This window comes from Pedobacter sp. B4-66 (assembly GCF_018492665.1).
GTDB lineage: Bacteria > Bacteroidota > Bacteroidia > Sphingobacteriales > Sphingobacteriaceae > Pedobacter.
In genome coordinates, this window is sequence record NZ_JAFVME010000001.1 from 883,298 (window position 1) to 899,644 (window position 16,347).

Below are 16,347 nucleotides of genomic sequence, written 5' to 3' on the forward strand. Positions count from 1 at the left end.
AAACAAAACCAATAAAACGATGTCAAATTATTTTAACACATTACCTCTTAGAGAAAAATTAAACCAATTAGGTGTTTGCGATTTCATGGACAGTTCAGAATTTCTTGATGGCGTAAATGCACTAAAAGGAAAAAAACTGGTAATTGTAGGTTGTGGTGCACAAGGCCTTAACCAAGGTTTAAATTTAAGAGATAGTGGTTTAAATGTTGCCTATACTTTAAGAAAAGAAGCTATCGAAGGCAAAAGAGATTCATGGAAAAATGCTACAGAAAACAACTTTACTGTTGGCACTTACGAAGAATTAATTCCTACAGCTGATGTAGTTATCAACCTTACTCCTGATAAACAACATACTGCCGTTGTAAACGCAGTTATGCCGTTAATGAAACAAGGTGCTACTTTATTGTACTCACACGGTTTCAACATTGTGGAAGAAGGAATGCAGATCCGTAAAGACATTACGGTTATCATGGTAGCTCCAAAATGCCCTGGAAGTGAAGTAAGAGCAGAATATGTAAGAGGTTTTGGTGTACCTACCCTAATCGCTGTACACCCTGAGAATGATCCTGAAGGAAAAGGTTTAGCGCAAGCTAAAGCTTACTGTGTTGGAACCGGTGGCCACAGAGCTGGTGTTTTAAAATCATCTTTTGTTGCTGAAGTAAAATCAGATTTAATGGGTGAGCAAACTATCCTTTGTGGTTTGTTACAAACTGGTTCAATCCTTTCATTTGATAAAATGGTTGAAAAAGGAATCGATGCTGGTTACGCTTCTAAACTTGTTCAATACGGTGTTGAAGTAATTACTGAAGCATTAAAGCATGGTGGTGTATCTGGTATGATGGACAGATTAAGCAATGTAGCTAAAGTTAAAGCTTTTGAAATCTCAGAAGAATTAAAAGACATTATGCGTCCTTTATTCCAAAAACATCAGGATGACATCATGAGCGGTGAATTTAGTCGCACAATGATGGAAGACTGGGCTGCTGGTGATAAAAACCTATTAGCATGGCGTGCAGCTACTGGCGAAACTGCTTTTGAAAAAACTCCTGCCGGTGATGTTAAAATTGGTGAGCAAGAATATTTTGATAACTATACTTTAATGGTTGCTTTTGTTAGAGCAGGTGTTGAGTTGGCTTTCGAAACTATGGTACAAGCTGGTATTAAACCAGAATCTGCTTACTACGAGTCATTACACGAAACTCCACTTATTGCAAATACAATTGCACGTAAAAAGTTGTTCGAAATGAACCGCGTTATTTCTGATACTGCTGAATACGGTTGTTACTTATTTGATTACGCTTGTAAACCATTATTAGCAGATTTCATGACTAAAGTAGATACTGACTTAGTTGGTAAAAACTTTAACGAAGGTAAAGATGGTTCAGTTGATAACAGAACACTAATTGCTATCAATGAAGTTCTTCGTTCTCATGAAGTAGAAGTAGTTGGCGCTAGATTAAGAAAAGCGATGACTGCAATGAAATCGATCAAAACAGCATAACAATAAAGTAAAGCAGCTGTATCTGATACAGCTGCTTACAAAAACAATATAATGTCAAAACCCGTCGTCCATATCACCAACCTAAATTTAAAGTACCGGAACAAACCTGTGTTGCAGGATTTGAACTGGACTATAAATGCTAATGAAAATTGGTTGGTATGCGGAACAAGCGGAAGTGGCAAAACCTCATTAGCAAAAGCTATTGCTAGAATAGGCCATAGTTACAGCAATATTGAAACTAGTTTTAATGCTCAAAGCAGCTTACCTGCATTAGCCTACTACGTGGCTAATTGGTTTCAATTTAAAGACTTAGAAGGTCAGTCTAATTTCTACTATCAACAGCGTTACAATAAGCAGTCTACAGAAACTACAGCCACAGTAAAGGCTGAATTGGAAAGTTTCGGCAAAAAACATGCACTTCAATTTAATGAAGTAGACAGAGTTTTAGCCGCATTAGGTTTTTCTGAATTGAAAAACTCAACACTTATCCAGTTATCCAGCGGAGAACATAAGAAATTACAATTGGTTAAGGCCTTATGGTTAAAGCCGCAATTGTTAATCCTAGATCTTCCGTATAACGGGTTGGATGTACTTTCACGTAAAAACTTAAACCTTTTACTTGAAGAAATTTCTGAAGCTGGTTCACAGTTGATTTTAATCAGCAATGAAACCGAATTGCCATCATGCATCAATCGCATTGCGACTATTGAAGAAGGCAAGCTAGTAGAAATTTCTGCTGATGAACGTAGCTGGAATGATATAGAAACCTTCGACAAGCAGGTTCCTACATTTTTGAGTGAAGCAGTTGTTAATGCTTCTTCAGAGGAGATCATTAAAATGATCAATGTAAATATCAGCTATGGCGAAAAACAGGTATTAAAAGATATCAACTGGGAAGTTAAAGCAGGTGAAAAGTGGGTGTTACATGGTCATAATGGCTCTGGAAAATCAACCCTGTTAAGTTTAATCTGTGGCGATCACCCTCAGGCTTACGCTAATGATTTTCATTTATTTGGAAACAAAAGAGGAAGCGGAGAAAGTATCTGGGAGATTAAAGAACGAATAGGTTTAATATCACCAGAATTACATTGGTATTTTGATCCTTCGGCAACTGTTTGGCAAAGTATTGTTTCAGGATTTTATGATAGCTCAGGCTTATTCTGCGATCCGGGATATTCAAAAAAAGCACAGACTGATGAATTAATTCATTATTTCGGGCTTGATGAATACAAAAACACCTTGATGAATGAACTTCCTCTTGGCAAACAAAGATTGGCATTATTGGCCCGTACCATTGTAAAAAATCCGGAGCTACTGATACTTGATGAACCTTGCCAGGGACTAGATCAACAACAAACATTGCATTTTAACAAACTGGTTGATGAATTGTGCAAAAACGGAACAACACTAATATATGTTGGCCATTTTGAATCACAAATACCGGGCTGTATTGAGAAAAGAATTTTATTAGAGAACGGTGAGGTAAACTCCGTTGAAATATTGCACAAGAAACCTATACTAACTTAAAAAGAAAATTATGTTACACGATCCAAATAGAGTTTATGTGTTTGACACCACGTTGCGTGATGGTGAACAAGTGCCGGGTTGCCAATTAACAACCCCAGAGAAAATAGAAATTGCTAAGGAATTGGAAGCTCTTGGCGTGGATATTATTGAAGCAGGTTTTCCTATTTCAAGTCCAGGTGATTTCCAAAGTGTGGTAGAGCTTTCTAAAGCTGTATCTGAGCCTATCATTTGTGCACTTACACGTGCAAATAAAGGCGATATCGATTCTGCAGTTGCTGCATTGAAATATGCAAAACGTCCGCGAATCCATACAGGTATTGGCTCGTCTGATATGCACATTAAACATAAATTTAACAGTACAAGAGAAGATATCTTAGCTCGTGCTGTTGAAGCTGTTAAATATGCCAAACAATTTGTAGAGGATATCGAATTCTATGCAGAAGATGCTGGTCGTGCAGATGAACGTTTCCTTGCCCAAATGGTAGAAGCTGTTATTGCAGCCGGTGCTACTGTGGTAAACATACCTGATACAAATGGTTATTGCTTACCTGATCAATACGGAAGCAAAATCAAGTTTTTGAAAGAGAACGTAAAAAACATTGACAATGCCATCATTTCTGTGCATTGCCACAATGATTTAGGTTTAGCTACAGCAAATTCAATTGCTGGTTTACAAAACGGTGCCCGTCAAATTGAAGGTACTATTAACGGTATTGGCGAGCGCGCAGGTAATACCTCTATTGAAGAGGTCGTCATGATTTTAAAGACACACCAGGTACTAGGTTTGCATACCAATATCAACACTAAAAACTTTTATGAGTTGAGCCGCATGGTAAGTTCACAAATGCGTATGCCGGTACAACCAAATAAAGCAATTGTTGGTAGCAATGCATTTGCACACAGTTCAGGTATTCACCAGGATGGTTTCTTAAAAAACCGCGAAAACTACGAAATTATACGCCCTGAAGATGTTGGTTTCCCTGATGCAAGTATTGTACTTACCGCACGTAGTGGCAGACATGCTTTAAAGTTCCATTTGGAACGTTTAGGGTTTAACTTAAGCAAAGAGGAATTGAGCGACGCTTACCATCGCTTCCTTACAGTGGCAGACAGTAAATTAGATATTAATGATGAAGATCTTTTGTCGATGATGGGCAAGCAACAATTGGCTTAACCCCTATTCACAAAAGGAATTCACAATAAAAAAGAAAAAAAATGAGCAAAACATTATTTGATAAGGTTTGGGACACTCACGTGGTACGTAAAATTGAAGGAGGCCCAGATGTGCTTTTTATCGATCGCCACCTTATCCACGAAGTAACAAGTCCTGTTGCCTTTTTAGGTTTAAAAAGCAGAGGAATAAAAGTTTTATATCCTGAGCGTACATTTGCTACGGCAGATCATAACACGCCTACAATTAACCAACATTTACCTGTTGCTGATCCGCTTTCAGCTAACCAGTTAAAAGCATTAGAGTCTAACTCTAATGAGTATGGTATCAGCCACTGGGGATTAGGTCACCAAAAAAATGGTATTGTCCATGTTGTAGGTCCTGAATACGGAATTACACAACCTGGAGCTACCATCGTTTGTGGTGATTCACATACTTCTACGCATGGTGCTTTTGGTGCTATCGCTTTTGGTATTGGTACTTCTGAAGTAGAAATGGTACTTTCTACTCAGTGTATTATGCAGCCAAAACCTAAAAAAATGCGCATCAATGTTAATGGTAAATTGGGTGTAGGTGTTACTCCTAAAGACGTTGCATTGTTCATCATTTCTCAACTTACTACTTCTGGCGCAACTGGATATTTTGTTGAGTATGCTGGTGATGTTTTCGAAAACATGACTATGGAAGGTCGTATGACGGTTTGTAACTTAAGTATTGAAATGGGTGCCCGTGGCGGTATGATTGCTCCGGATGAAACCACTATCGAATACGTAAAAGGTCGCGAGTTTAGCCCTAAAGGCGAAGCTTGGGATAAAGCATTAGCTTACTACAAAACGTTAAAAACTGACGCTGACGCTGTTTTTGATAAAGAATTAACTTTCGATGGTTCATCAATTGAGCCAATGATTACTTACGGTACTAACCCGGGAATGGGAATGGGAATTTCTCATGACATCCCTGATGCTGCTCACGCAGAAGGTGGTGCTGCAACCTATGCTAAATCATTAGGTTATATGGGCTTTGCCGAAGGCGAGTCTATGATCGGTAAGAAAATTGATTTCGTGTTTGTTGGTAGCTGTACCAATGGTCGTATTGAAGATTTCAGAGCATTTACTTCTATCGTAAAAGGCAGACATAAAGCTGATGATGTAACTGTATGGTTAGTTCCTGGTTCACATATCGTTGAAGCTCAGATTAAAGAAGAAGGTTTACTTGACATTTTAACTGAAGCTGGCTTTGAATTACGCCAACCTGGTTGCTCGGCTTGTTTAGCAATGAACGACGATAAGATACCTGCAGGAAAATATGCTGTAAGTACCTCGAACAGAAATTTTGAAGGAAGACAAGGTCCTGGTTCTAGAACCATGTTAGCCAGTCCATTAGTTGCTGCAGCTGCAGCTGTTACCGGCGTGGTTACAGACCCAAGAACATTAATTGAAGAACTTGTCTAAACACACTTAAAAGATTAAAATGGCCTACGATAAATTTAATATCCTAAAAAGCACCGCGGTTCCACTTCCAATTGAAAACGTGGATACCGATCAGTTAATTCCTGCTCGCTTTTTAAAAGCTACAGAACGCGTTGGATTTGGCGATAACCTTTTCCGCGACTGGAGATATAACCCAGATAACACACCGAAAAAAGACTTCGTATTAAACAACCCTATTTATAGCGGAAAAATACTTGTTGGTGGTAAAAACTTTGGTTCAGGTTCATCAAGAGAGCATGCTGCATGGTCTGTTTATGATTATGGATTCAGATGTGTAGTATCAAGCTTCTTTGCCGATATCTTTAGAAACAACTGCCTAAACATTGGTGTATTGCCAGTTCAGGTTAGTCCTGAGTTTTCTGAAAAGATCTTTGCAGCAATTTTTGCTGATCCTAATACTGAACTTGAAGTAAACTTACCAGAACAAACCATTACACTTTTAGCAACCGGCGAAAAAGAAACTTTCGAAATTAGTCCTTATAAAAAAGACAACATGTTGAATGGTTTCGATGACATCGATTACCTACAAAGCATAAAACCAGAAATAGAAGAGTTTGCGTTGCAACTTCCTCTTTAAGAAACAATGTAAGCTACTCATCGTCATCCTGACCTCAACGAAGCTGCGAAGCAAAATAAATTCAGGATGACGATGAGTATAAAGAAAACAACGTAAGATCCCGTACATGGAAAGAAGGAAAATAGAGATAATGGATACTACACTCCGCGATGGAGAACAAACATCGGGTGTGTCTTTTTCCATTTCAGAAAAGTTAACCATAGCCCAGCTACTATTGGAAGAACTCCATGTAGATAGGGCTGAAATTGCTTCTGCACGTGTATCTGACGGAGAATTTCAGGCTGTAAAAGCCGTTTTAAATTGGGCAGAAGAAAATGGATATGCAGATCGCATAGAAGTATTATCTTTTGTTGATAATGGCGTTTCTATTGACTGGATGTTAAACGCAGGGGTTAAAGTTCAAAACCTGCTAACCAAAGGTTCATTAAACCATTTAACGCATCAGCTTAAAAAAACACCTGAACAGCATTTTGCAGAAATTAAGCATGTTATTGATCTGGCAGTTGCCAACAACATTGCTACCAATGTTTATTTAGAAGATTGGAGTAATGGCATGCGTAACTCTCCAGAGTATGTTTTACAATTATTAGATTTTCTGACTACTCAGCCTATAAAAAGAATATTATTACCGGATACACTAGGTATTTTAACACCTGGCGAAACCTTTAAATATGTTACCGAACTTAAATCGAAATACCCCGATACCCATTTTGATTTCCACGCTCATAACGATTATGATCTTGGTACAGCAAATGTATTGGAATCTGTAAAAGCCGGAATAAGCGGTTTACATTTAACGGTAAACGGTATGGGCGAAAGAGCAGGAAATGCAGCGATGGCAAGTGCTATAGCAGTAATTAACGACTTTGCTCCCGAGGTTGAAGTAGGACTTAAAGAATCATCAATCTATAAAGTTAGTAAGCTTGTCGAAACATTTTCCGGTGTTCGAATTCCTTCTAACAAACCTATTGTTGGCGACAATGTGTTCACCCAAACAGCTGGCATTCATGCTGATGGCGACAACAAAAACAATTTATACTTTAACGACCTTCTACCAGAACGTTTCGGTAGAAAACGCAGTTATGCATTAGGAAAAACTTCCGGTAAAGCCAATATTGAAAAAAACCTGCAAGAATTAGGCTTAAAACTAAACGATGCCGACCTAAAGAAAGTAACTCAAAGAGTTATTGAATTAGGCGACAAAAAAGAAACCGTAACCAAAGAAGATCTTCCTTACATCATTTCGGATGTATTAGACAGTAGCCTTTACGAAGAAAAGGTCGTTGTAGAATCTTACGTTTTGATGAATGCAATGGGTTTACGCCCATCTGCTACCATTTCTGTGGTAATTGAAGGAGAAAAGTTTGAAGAAAATGCGCAAGGAGATGGTCAGTTTGATGCATTTATGAACGCACTAACCAACGTTTACGCAAAGAAACAAAGAAGCTTACCAAAACTGATTGATTATGCTGTAAGGATAGCTCCCGGAAGTAATTCAGACGCCTTATGCGAAACAATTATTACCTGGGAAACAGATCAAAAAGTATTTATAACCAGAGGACTTGATTCAGATCAGACTGTTTGTGCTATTAAGGCTACCCAAAAAATGTTGAACATTATTTAAGGTCAAAATTAGTATTATAACAAAAAACTGGCTATAATTAAACAAATATTAAAAAACACAATTAGAAAATATATGAAACTTAATATCGCTCTTTTAGCGGGAGATGGAATTGGACCTGAGGTTATTGATCAGGCAGTTAAGGTATCAAATGCCGTAGCACAAAAATTTAATCACGAAATTGTATGGACTTCTGCCCTAACCGGCGCTTGTGCAATTGATGCTGTTGGCGAACCTTATCCGGATGCAACACACGAGATCTGTATGGCAGCTGATGCTGTTTTATTTGGTGCTATCGGTCATCCACGTTATGACAATGATCCAAAAGCTACTGTTCGTCCAGAACAAGGACTTCTAAAAATGCGTAAAAAACTGGGCTTATTTGCAAACGTACGTCCAACATTTACTTTCCCATCTTTAATTGATAACTCTCCATTAAAAAGAGAGCGTATAGAAGGTACTGATCTTATCATCTTACGTGAATTAACAGGTGGTATTTATTTCGGCGAAAGAGGTAGAAAAGACGATGGCAATACTGCTTTCGATACTTGTACTTACACCAGAGAAGAAGTTCAACGCCTTGCTAAATTAGGCTTTGAAATGGCTATGACTCGTAGCAAAAGACTTTGCTGTGTAGATAAAGCTAACGTATTGGAAACTTCACGTTTGTGGAGAGAAACAGTACAAGACATGGAAAAAGATTTCCCTGAGGTTACTGTAAGTTACGAGTTTGTTGATGCAGTTGCGATGCGTTTGGTTCAATGGCCAAATTCATACGATGTATTGATCACTGAAAACTTATTTGGTGATATTTTAACTGACGAAGCATCTGTAATTTCTGGTTCTATGGGCCTAATGCCATCTGCTTCAATCGGTGTTCATACTTCTTTGTTCGAGCCAATTCATGGTTCATATCCTCAAGCTGCAGGTAAAGACATCGCTAATCCTTTAGCTACTGTACTATCTGCTGCAATGATGTTCGAAGATGCTTTCGGATTAAAAGAAGAAGCAGAATTGATCAGAGCTGTAGTAAACAAATCTCTTGCAGAAGGTATCGTTACCGAAGACCTTTCAGGAAAAAACAAAGCATACAAAACAAGTGAAGTTGGTGATTGGTTAGCTAAAAACATCTAGTAGCTAAACATCTTTTCATTTTCCACTACGGGAGAAACAAATTTAAACCCTTATCTGTTATCAGGTAAGGGTTACATCTTTTAAAAAACATGACAGAGAATACTGTTAAATTAGATTCCAAAGCCGCATCGCAACGATTAGCAGATGTTGTAAAGCATACCCCGCTCATCTACAACTCTAAGTTATCTGAAAAATACGAGTGTGAAATATACTTAAAGCGCGAAGACCTTCAGATTGTACGTTCCTACAAATTACGTGGTGCTTACAACATGATTAGTCAGCTAACCTCTGAAGAATTAAGTCGTGGAGTTGTTTGTGCCAGTGCCGGAAACCATGCCCAGGGCGTTGCTTTCTCTTGCGATAAACTCGGCACAAAAGGTGTAATCTTTATGCCCGAAATTACGCCTAGACAAAAAGTTAAGCAAACAGAGATGTTTGGCAACGGCAGTGTAGAGTTGGTTTTAGTTGGAGATACTTTTGATGACTGCCTAATGGAAGCTTTGGCTTATACCAAAGAGCACAACATGACTTTTATCCCTCCATTTGATAATTATAGCATTATTGAAGGTCAGGGTACTGTTGGTGTAGAAATATTAGAAGATCTACCAAGTGTTGAGGTTGTGATTATGCCAATTGGTGGTGGTGGTTTAGCTGCCGGAGTTGGAAGCTATTTAAAGAATGAAATTCCAAATATACAGTTGATTGGTGTTGAGCCTGAAGGCGCTCCATCTATGCTAAAAGCATTTGAACATGGTGGCCCAATAACATTACCTGAAATCAATCGTTTTGTTGATGGTGCCTCTGTAAAGCGCGTGGGTAACCTAACTTACGAACTTTGTACAAAGGTATTGGATAGTATGTTACCAGTTGCCGAAGGAAAAATCTGCACCACAATTTTAAAGCTTTACAACGAGGATGCCATAGTAGTTGAACCAGCCGGAGCATTATCGGTAGCCGTACTGGATGCTTGTAAGGACAAAATAAAAGGAAAAACTGTAGTTTGTGTAATAAGTGGTGGAAATAATGACATCGAGCGCATGCAGGAGATCAAAGAGAAATCTTTACTTTATGAAGGGCTTAAACATTACTTCATTGTCCGTTTTCCGCAAAGACCGGGTGCACTTAAACTTTTTGTCAACAATGTGCTTGGTCCACATGATGACATTACTCGTTTTGAGTTTATTAAAAAAACCAATAAGGAAAATGGCCCTGCATTAGTGGGTATTGAACTAACTCATCCTGCTGATTATGACGCTTTAGTGCAAAGAATGAAGGAATTTAAGTTTGAAATTATAGAACTTAACAATGATAAAACGCTTTTCGAATATTTGGTTTAACTTTATAGAATACAACAATATTCTGCATAACATTTCAATTACAGAATAAGCATTTATTAAGCTTTAAATTTTATGGCAATAAATTTGCTTAACTAAATTTAAAACACACAAATCACATGAAAAAGCTTTTATTTTTAATCCTTTGTACCACTACGCTAGGCTTGGTGTCGTGCAAAAAAGACACCATCATTAATGAAACGACACCTAACAGGACTTTCATCTATACGATAAATCCAAGCTCGTGGACGTTAAATGCAGAAAAAGACACATATACGACAATACTGGATATTCCAGAAATTGATGACATAACTTTAGATGATGAGGGTGTTTTGATCTACATAACAGATCCTGATAATGCAAATGTTCAGAAACCATTACCTCATACATTTAATTTCGCGGCATATAGTTATGAATTCACGCAAGGGGAAATAAGGGTTCACATACAGAATTCTGATACAGATCAACTAATACCTAAAGCACCAACAAAACCTATTACAGCAAAAGTTATCATCATACCTTCTGAGTTCCAACCATAATTACCGGTTGTGGAGTTTTAGGAAAAAGGTTAAAAATTAATTATACTTCAAAAAAGACCAATGTTATAAATAACATTGGTCTTTTTTTATATGCAATTTTTTTGGCTTCTATTTCTCCCTCGGCTTTGCTACCTATCTTGTTCGCCCTTTGTTCGGCCCTGGTCGAACGAGGTACGAACAAGGTGCGTTTAAAGGTGGTGCCAGAGACGACTATATTTTAGGCCGAAAATCGGATCCTTATAGGACCTGAAATTAAACCATTACATCAAAAGAACGCTACGAATTCAGTTCATTTTTCAACTAACTGGCATTCATTCACTTTGCTAAAATAAATATAAGAAAAATATATTATTAAAGATAAATCTTAAATACCGTATTCTAAAAAATGACCTATGTTCGCTTGAACATGGTCATTCTTTTTATGTTCTCCCCTATTCAATTGAATTGCCCTGATTTTTACGCCATTTCTTTCCAATAACAACTCTTCGTAGAAACCTTTGTAATAAACATCTTTAACCTCAAATCGTCTGCTGTTCCACGAACTTTTTAAATCCACCCATTCAGGATAAAAAACAACGTTATCTTTGGTGGCATTGATGCCCAATTTCAAAGCATCCTCTGCACTTAAAACCACAGCATTTCCTAATATTTGAGCGGTGTAAATATGATCCGGATGGTGATAAATATCTGCTGGCTTTCCTTTCTGTAAAAGCTTACCATCTTTCAAAATCAGCAACTCATCTGATAGGAACAAACCATCTGCAGGATCATGAGAGACCATAATAACGGTAACCCCAGTATCAGCAGCAATTCGTTTAATATCAGCACGTAGCTGGTTTTTCAACAACGCATCAACCTGACTAAAAGGCTCATCTAACAGTAAAACCGAGGTATCGCTTACCAGCGCTTTCGCTATAGCTACACGTTGTTGCTCTCCTCCACTCAACTCGGTAATTTTCTTGTCTTTAAGGTGCATAATGTGCAAATGCTCCATCATATCCATAGTTTTAGACTGCTTGGATTGCACGTTAGTGTTAGACAACATGGAAGCAATATTATCATACACTTTCGCATAGATATTAAGAGAAAAATCCTGGGTAACCATTTTCATTTGCTTATGGCCGGGTATTAGTTGCTCATCTGGGCCAAGGATTCTTTTACCCTCAAAAAGAGCCTCACCACTATCCACCTTTAGCAAACCATAAATACATTTTAACAATGTAGATTTTCCACTTCCACTTTCTCCAATAATGGCTACTATGTTTCCTCTTTTAATATCAAAGCTAATTTCCTTAACTCCCGAAGCTTGTTCGGTCTGATATTGCTTGGTCAGGTTTTTTACGGTAATGATCTGTTCTTCCACAGTTCAAAGATAATATAAAATAAAAACAGAGCTTACAAAAAAGGGCGTCGAAATAGACGCCCTTTTTAACAATACTAAAGTACCTGTACTAGTTAACGTAACCTTCTTGCTTTAGCAAAGCCATCGACTCCATAAGCATTGCTCCACTTAGTTCAGCACGCAAACCTGCTTTTCCTCCAACTGGTGCTTCCCACCAATGATATCCAAATAGGATTACAGGACTTTTAGCAGTCCCTTTAGTCCATAAGATCTGCGCACTGTTTTTTAGAAAATTAACATATCTTTTTCTAGCTGTTTCCGGCAAGTCCTTGTTTCTAATTAGCTCGGTTAAATAACGAACGAAGATTCCTTTAAACAAATTTACATCATGATCTTCTTGTTCGGCCCAATCGCTTAATACCTTATTAGTTGTGTTTACCAGGGTACTCGTCGTCCAATCAGCAGTTTTAATAGCATCGTTCAGGTAAACTTTATTACCGGTAATTTTATAGAACTCTAAGGCAGCTCCCATATAAGTTCCTGCATTATAAGTCCAATCACCTTTATTATCTTCTACTTTTTCGAATACCCTTCCTGATTGCTGAACAACACGATTTTCCTTCATCCAGTTGTAGATCATAGAAAGCCATTCTAAATTATTATGTCCATTAATCACCTCTGATTCTCCATATTTTTGCCAGCGACGTGCAGCTATAATTGCAGCGGGGCCATTTGAGGGAATACCTTTACTCTTGCCATCAACTGTATTTTCGTGATTCCAGGGAATACCTCCGCCATCAAAATCATTCCAGCCATCGGTGATCCATTTCCACAGATCCTTAGCAGAGGTTTCATAACGGGTGTCGCCGGTTGCCTCAAATGCACGTAAATGGGCCATTCCATGCCAGCCCATGTCATCATAATAGTTATTATAGAAACCTCCACCATTTTTAGCTTTCACACCTTCGTAGAAATCATAAATACGTTGTTTATATCCATTATCTTTTGTTCTCTGATAAGCGTCAACTAACACGTCCAATCCATGAGCTTCAGGCCAGTAATCATACTGACCTACAGCTCCTAAATTGTCATTATTGAAGTGATGTTTGGTAGAGTTCCAGTAAATACTCGAAAAATTCGTACTGCTGCTATCAGCTGCTGTAGTCCAATTAACGGCATATTTTGCGCTCCTATCTATATATTCATCATTTATTTTCCCGCAAGCGCTAAATACTAGCGCTATACAGGATACTAACAACATTTTTTTCATTTGTATGTTTTTACAATTGGAAACTTAATTACCATTGATTGCATTATTTTCTTATAATTTCTCAACCAGATGTGTATAACTTGGTATTTCTGAATCCAGATCCACCGTTATATTGAATGAAACATCTGTTTTATTAGGGAACTTAAATGAATAATCCCATTGATTTTTGTCAGTTGCATTGAAGAATAAATAATAAAATGGACTTGGTTTTAAATCAGCTGGCGCTTGATTATCTTTATTTACAGATCCGAATTTTTGCTCTGAGCCACCAATAGTAATCCAAAAGAAATACCTATCGTCACCATTATATACGGGTTTAACATCATTTGCTTTCCATTTTCCTTTACCCTCGTAAGCTAACGTAACTCTTTGTTGAGGGGAACACATAAAGAAATCTAGTTTTGTGATTTCCTGGAAAGTGATCGATCCGGCAGTAAAATCTAAGCTGATTTTGTAAACACCATCTTTAGCTACTGTTGCTCCATTTTCATTTTCCTTGAAAGTAGCATCTCCTGCATCTACAGAGAAAGTTCTGGATACACTTGTTTTTGAATCGACAAACTTATACGTTTTACCTGCCTCAAGCTTAGTATAAATTTCAAATTCATAACCCCCTTCAAGTGCTTTTACAGTCAATGCCTTGCTTAAATCAGTACCAGCCTCAGTCCCCTCACCAGTTAAATATAGAGCAGCAGGCGGGTCTATTCCGCTTAATCTGGTAATGTTGATTTTACGGCTTTGTTTAGACATAGTTTTTGTTAAACCTCTTGAAGCTACCACAGTCCATTTAAGAATGCCCTCTTCGGAAGATGCAATTCCGGCTAAGCCACCAATTTTATTTAATACTTTATGAGGGATGCTTGCTCCTGTACTAATTCCTTTATTGTCGGCCGTAACCACATATATTGGTTTAGAGAAATCACCATTTTCCTTATCAAACAAAACATCGTAATAAACTACTCCATTATCCTGGGCTATAGATTTCTCCCATTCAAAATACACGGTTGCACCAGTAGGTTGCAATACCAAATTCCTGCCATCATCTGGCGAATAAAGTGTAGTGACTTCTGTTACACTAACTTCCTTAAAATCTTTATCTTTTTTACAACCGGTAATAGCCAAAAGTGCAATTAAATAGCAGGCTGTTGATAATATATATTTTTTCATTGTTCTTCTTTGTTAATGGTTAATATCCTGGATTCTGTGATAAATTTGAGTTTAGCAAACGTTCCTTTCTAGGGACTGCCCACAAATAATCACGATTTCGACTAAAATTTCCTGCAGGAAACTTTATGTAATCATAAGTTCCGCTGCTTTTATCAAATTTTGCTCCACGAGGTTGCTGAGTTAACACTGTTTCAGCAGTCTTCCAACGACGGATGTCAAACACACGTAAGCCTTCTAACGCTAACTCGCAGCGACGTTCATTACGGATTACATCACGTAATAAATTTTGATCATTACTAGGGAGATCTAATGCATCACCTGTGTTATCAAACCCAGCTCTTTGTCTTAACTTTCTTATAGTTTGATCCCATACTGTACTGTTCATCTGACCTAATTCATTTTTAGCTTCAGCATACATCAGTAGTACATCAGCAAAACGAATTAAAGGCAGATTTAAATTTGAATCCCATCCACCGCCAGTATACGACGAAGGTGTTGGGTCACAAAATTTGCGGTAGTAATAACCAGTAGCAGTTTGAGTAGAACCGGGACCTGTATATTTATCAGACTTTCTACCTGCAGGAGCAGTACCGTCAGGATGAATAACAATATTATAGGTAACACCAGATCTATCTATCCATTCGGAGCCATCATAAGCTATGGTTGCTCCCATCCTGGGATCACGATCAGCATAATCAGGATCATTTGTAGTCCATTTTTTACCATTTTTCATTAAATAGCTATCCACCAATCCTTGTGTTGGGCCAGCCAAATTAAGACGAGCATTGGTAGACATTGGCGCAAAGTCAACCAGGTTACCCCAAGTTCTCAATTCAGGAACATATTGCATACTCAAGATAATTTCACTATTGTACTCATTTTTCACCCAGAACAATTCTTCATAATTTGAGAATAAACTGTATGAGCCATAAGTAGAAGTGTTTATTAATTTATCGCAATATTCAGCTACTTTGGTCCAGTTGTTCTCATATAAATATGCACGTGCATTTAATGCAATAGCTGCACCTCTTGTTATTCTTCCATTATCTGCGGCAGGATACTCCTCACGACTTGGTAATGTAGCAGCTACTTCATCCAACTCCTTATGAATCCATTCCATAATTTCGGCATGAGGTTTACGTGCAATTTTTTTAGCCTCTTCAGCGGTAATATCTGCAGTAAAATGTGGTACATCGCCATACCAGGTAGTCAATTCAAGATAAAGAGAAGCACGTATAAAACGTATTTCCGCTTTTCTTCTATCTTTAACCAGCTGGGTCATCGATGTTACCCTATCTACATTTGCCAAAAAAGTATGACAAGTTTTTATTCCACCATAGGCAGCTCCCCATTCCCCTTCAAAACGTCCGTTAGAAGCATCCGCCAGACCAGTTGAAATGAGTTTTTCATTAGATGTTCCATATCCGTTATAAACGTTATCGCTCAATATCTCATTCGCAATGAAATAATCGCTACTAAACATTTGTCGATAGGCCATACTTAAAACAGAATTCGCCTTGTCTTCCGATGTCCAGTAAGTTTCATCTGTAAACTTATTGGTTGGTGTAACGTCCAGCTTAACACAGCCGGTAACAAACAAGCCTGCCACCATTAAAACCAGATGGCTATATATTGTAATTTTCCTTTTCATGATTCCCTTATATATATTGTCCA

General features: G+C 37.8%; 13 protein-coding genes. 9 read left to right on the forward strand and 4 right to left on the reverse strand.

Annotated features, from left to right (window positions below; genetic code table 11):
• The first annotated feature begins 19 nt into the window (after positions 1-19).
• From ilvC to J1905_RS03615, 9 genes are all read left to right on the forward strand, one after another.
• The gene (gene ilvC, locus J1905_RS03575; RefSeq protein WP_108203324.1) at positions 20-1,501 is read left to right on the forward strand and encodes a ketol-acid reductoisomerase; all 1,482 of its coding nucleotides are present in this window, start codon (positions 20-22) and stop codon (positions 1,499-1,501) included.
• 51 nt (positions 1,502-1,552) lie between these two features.
• The gene (locus J1905_RS03580; RefSeq protein WP_214225855.1) at positions 1,553-3,028 is read left to right on the forward strand and encodes an ATP-binding cassette domain-containing protein; all 1,476 of its coding nucleotides are present in this window, start codon (positions 1,553-1,555) and stop codon (positions 3,026-3,028) included.
• A 10-nt stretch (positions 3,029-3,038) separates the two neighbouring features.
• Positions 3,039-4,202 (forward strand): 2-isopropylmalate synthase, encoded by a 1,164-nt coding sequence (locus J1905_RS03585; protein WP_173094436.1) that lies wholly within the window; start codon positions 3,039-3,041, stop codon positions 4,200-4,202.
• 41 nt (positions 4,203-4,243) lie between these two features.
• Complete coding sequence (gene leuC / locus J1905_RS03590) at positions 4,244-5,650, forward strand: 3-isopropylmalate dehydratase large subunit (protein ID WP_108203321.1); 1,407 nt, start codon at positions 4,244-4,246, stop codon at positions 5,648-5,650.
• Between the two features lie 19 nt (positions 5,651-5,669).
• Positions 5,670-6,266, forward strand: a complete 597-nt coding sequence (gene leuD, locus J1905_RS03595; RefSeq protein WP_173094438.1) for a 3-isopropylmalate dehydratase small subunit — start codon at positions 5,670-5,672, stop codon at positions 6,264-6,266.
• A 106-nt stretch (positions 6,267-6,372) separates the two neighbouring features.
• Positions 6,373-7,890, forward strand: coding sequence for a hydroxymethylglutaryl-CoA lyase-like TIM-barrel protein (locus J1905_RS03600; RefSeq protein WP_214225856.1), 1,518 nt, complete (start codon positions 6,373-6,375; stop codon positions 7,888-7,890).
• A gap of 72 nt (positions 7,891-7,962) precedes the next feature.
• The gene (leuB, locus tag J1905_RS03605; RefSeq protein WP_214225857.1) at positions 7,963-9,021 is read left to right on the forward strand and encodes a 3-isopropylmalate dehydrogenase; all 1,059 of its coding nucleotides are present in this window, start codon (positions 7,963-7,965) and stop codon (positions 9,019-9,021) included.
• Between the two features lie 89 nt (positions 9,022-9,110).
• Positions 9,111-10,358 (forward strand): threonine ammonia-lyase IlvA, encoded by a 1,248-nt coding sequence (gene ilvA, locus J1905_RS03610; protein WP_214225858.1) that lies wholly within the window; start codon positions 9,111-9,113, stop codon positions 10,356-10,358.
• Between the two features lie 116 nt (positions 10,359-10,474).
• Complete coding sequence (locus tag J1905_RS03615) at positions 10,475-10,894, forward strand: hypothetical protein (protein WP_214225859.1); 420 nt, start codon at positions 10,475-10,477, stop codon at positions 10,892-10,894.
• Between the two features lie 364 nt (positions 10,895-11,258).
• On the opposite strand, the gene J1905_RS03620 is transcribed toward J1905_RS03615, so the two are convergent.
• The 4 genes from J1905_RS03620 to J1905_RS03635 form a co-directional block, all read right to left on the reverse strand.
• A complete protein-coding gene (locus tag J1905_RS03620) occupies positions 11,259-12,257 on the reverse strand; it encodes an ABC transporter ATP-binding protein (RefSeq protein ID WP_214225860.1) in 999 nt (332 codons plus the stop codon).
• A gap of 88 nt (positions 12,258-12,345) precedes the next feature.
• A complete protein-coding gene (locus tag J1905_RS03625; protein ID WP_214225861.1) occupies positions 12,346-13,506 on the reverse strand; it encodes a glycoside hydrolase family 76 protein in 1,161 nt (386 codons plus the stop codon).
• A gap of 51 nt (positions 13,507-13,557) precedes the next feature.
• Complete coding sequence (locus tag J1905_RS03630) at positions 13,558-14,673, reverse strand: SusE domain-containing protein (protein ID WP_214225862.1); 1,116 nt, start codon at positions 14,671-14,673, stop codon at positions 13,558-13,560.
• 19 nt (positions 14,674-14,692) lie between these two features.
• Positions 14,693-16,324, reverse strand: coding sequence for a RagB/SusD family nutrient uptake outer membrane protein (locus J1905_RS03635; protein ID WP_250317978.1), 1,632 nt, complete (start codon positions 16,322-16,324; stop codon positions 14,693-14,695).
• Positions 16,325-16,347 lie beyond the last annotated feature (23 nt).

Bases quoted from the DNA above. Each gene is read 5' to 3' on its own strand.
- J1905_RS03635 (WP_250317978.1), bottom strand. From the start codon at position 16,324: ATGAAAAGGAAAATTACAATATATAGCCATCTGGTTTTAATGGTGGCA.
- J1905_RS03625 (WP_214225861.1), bottom strand. From the start codon at position 13,506: ATGAAAAAAATGTTGTTAGTATCCTGTATAGCGCTAGTATTTAGCGCT.
- J1905_RS03630 (WP_214225862.1), bottom strand. From the start codon at position 14,673: ATGAAAAAATATATATTATCAACAGCCTGCTATTTAATTGCACTTTTG.
- J1905_RS03600 (WP_214225856.1), top strand. From the start codon at position 6,373: ATGGAAAGAAGGAAAATAGAGATAATGGATACTACACTCCGCGATGGA.
- J1905_RS03585 (WP_173094436.1), top strand. From the start codon at position 3,039: ATGTTACACGATCCAAATAGAGTTTATGTGTTTGACACCACGTTGCGT.
- leuD (WP_173094438.1), top strand. From the start codon at position 5,670: ATGGCCTACGATAAATTTAATATCCTAAAAAGCACCGCGGTTCCACTT.
- ilvC (WP_108203324.1), top strand. From the start codon at position 20: ATGTCAAATTATTTTAACACATTACCTCTTAGAGAAAAATTAAACCAA.
- leuB (WP_214225857.1), top strand. From the start codon at position 7,963: ATGAAACTTAATATCGCTCTTTTAGCGGGAGATGGAATTGGACCTGAG.
- J1905_RS03615 (WP_214225859.1), top strand. From the start codon at position 10,475: ATGAAAAAGCTTTTATTTTTAATCCTTTGTACCACTACGCTAGGCTTG.
- J1905_RS03580 (WP_214225855.1), top strand. From the start codon at position 1,553: ATGTCAAAACCCGTCGTCCATATCACCAACCTAAATTTAAAGTACCGG.
- ilvA (WP_214225858.1), top strand. From the start codon at position 9,111: ATGACAGAGAATACTGTTAAATTAGATTCCAAAGCCGCATCGCAACGA.
- leuC (WP_108203321.1), top strand. From the start codon at position 4,244: ATGAGCAAAACATTATTTGATAAGGTTTGGGACACTCACGTGGTACGT.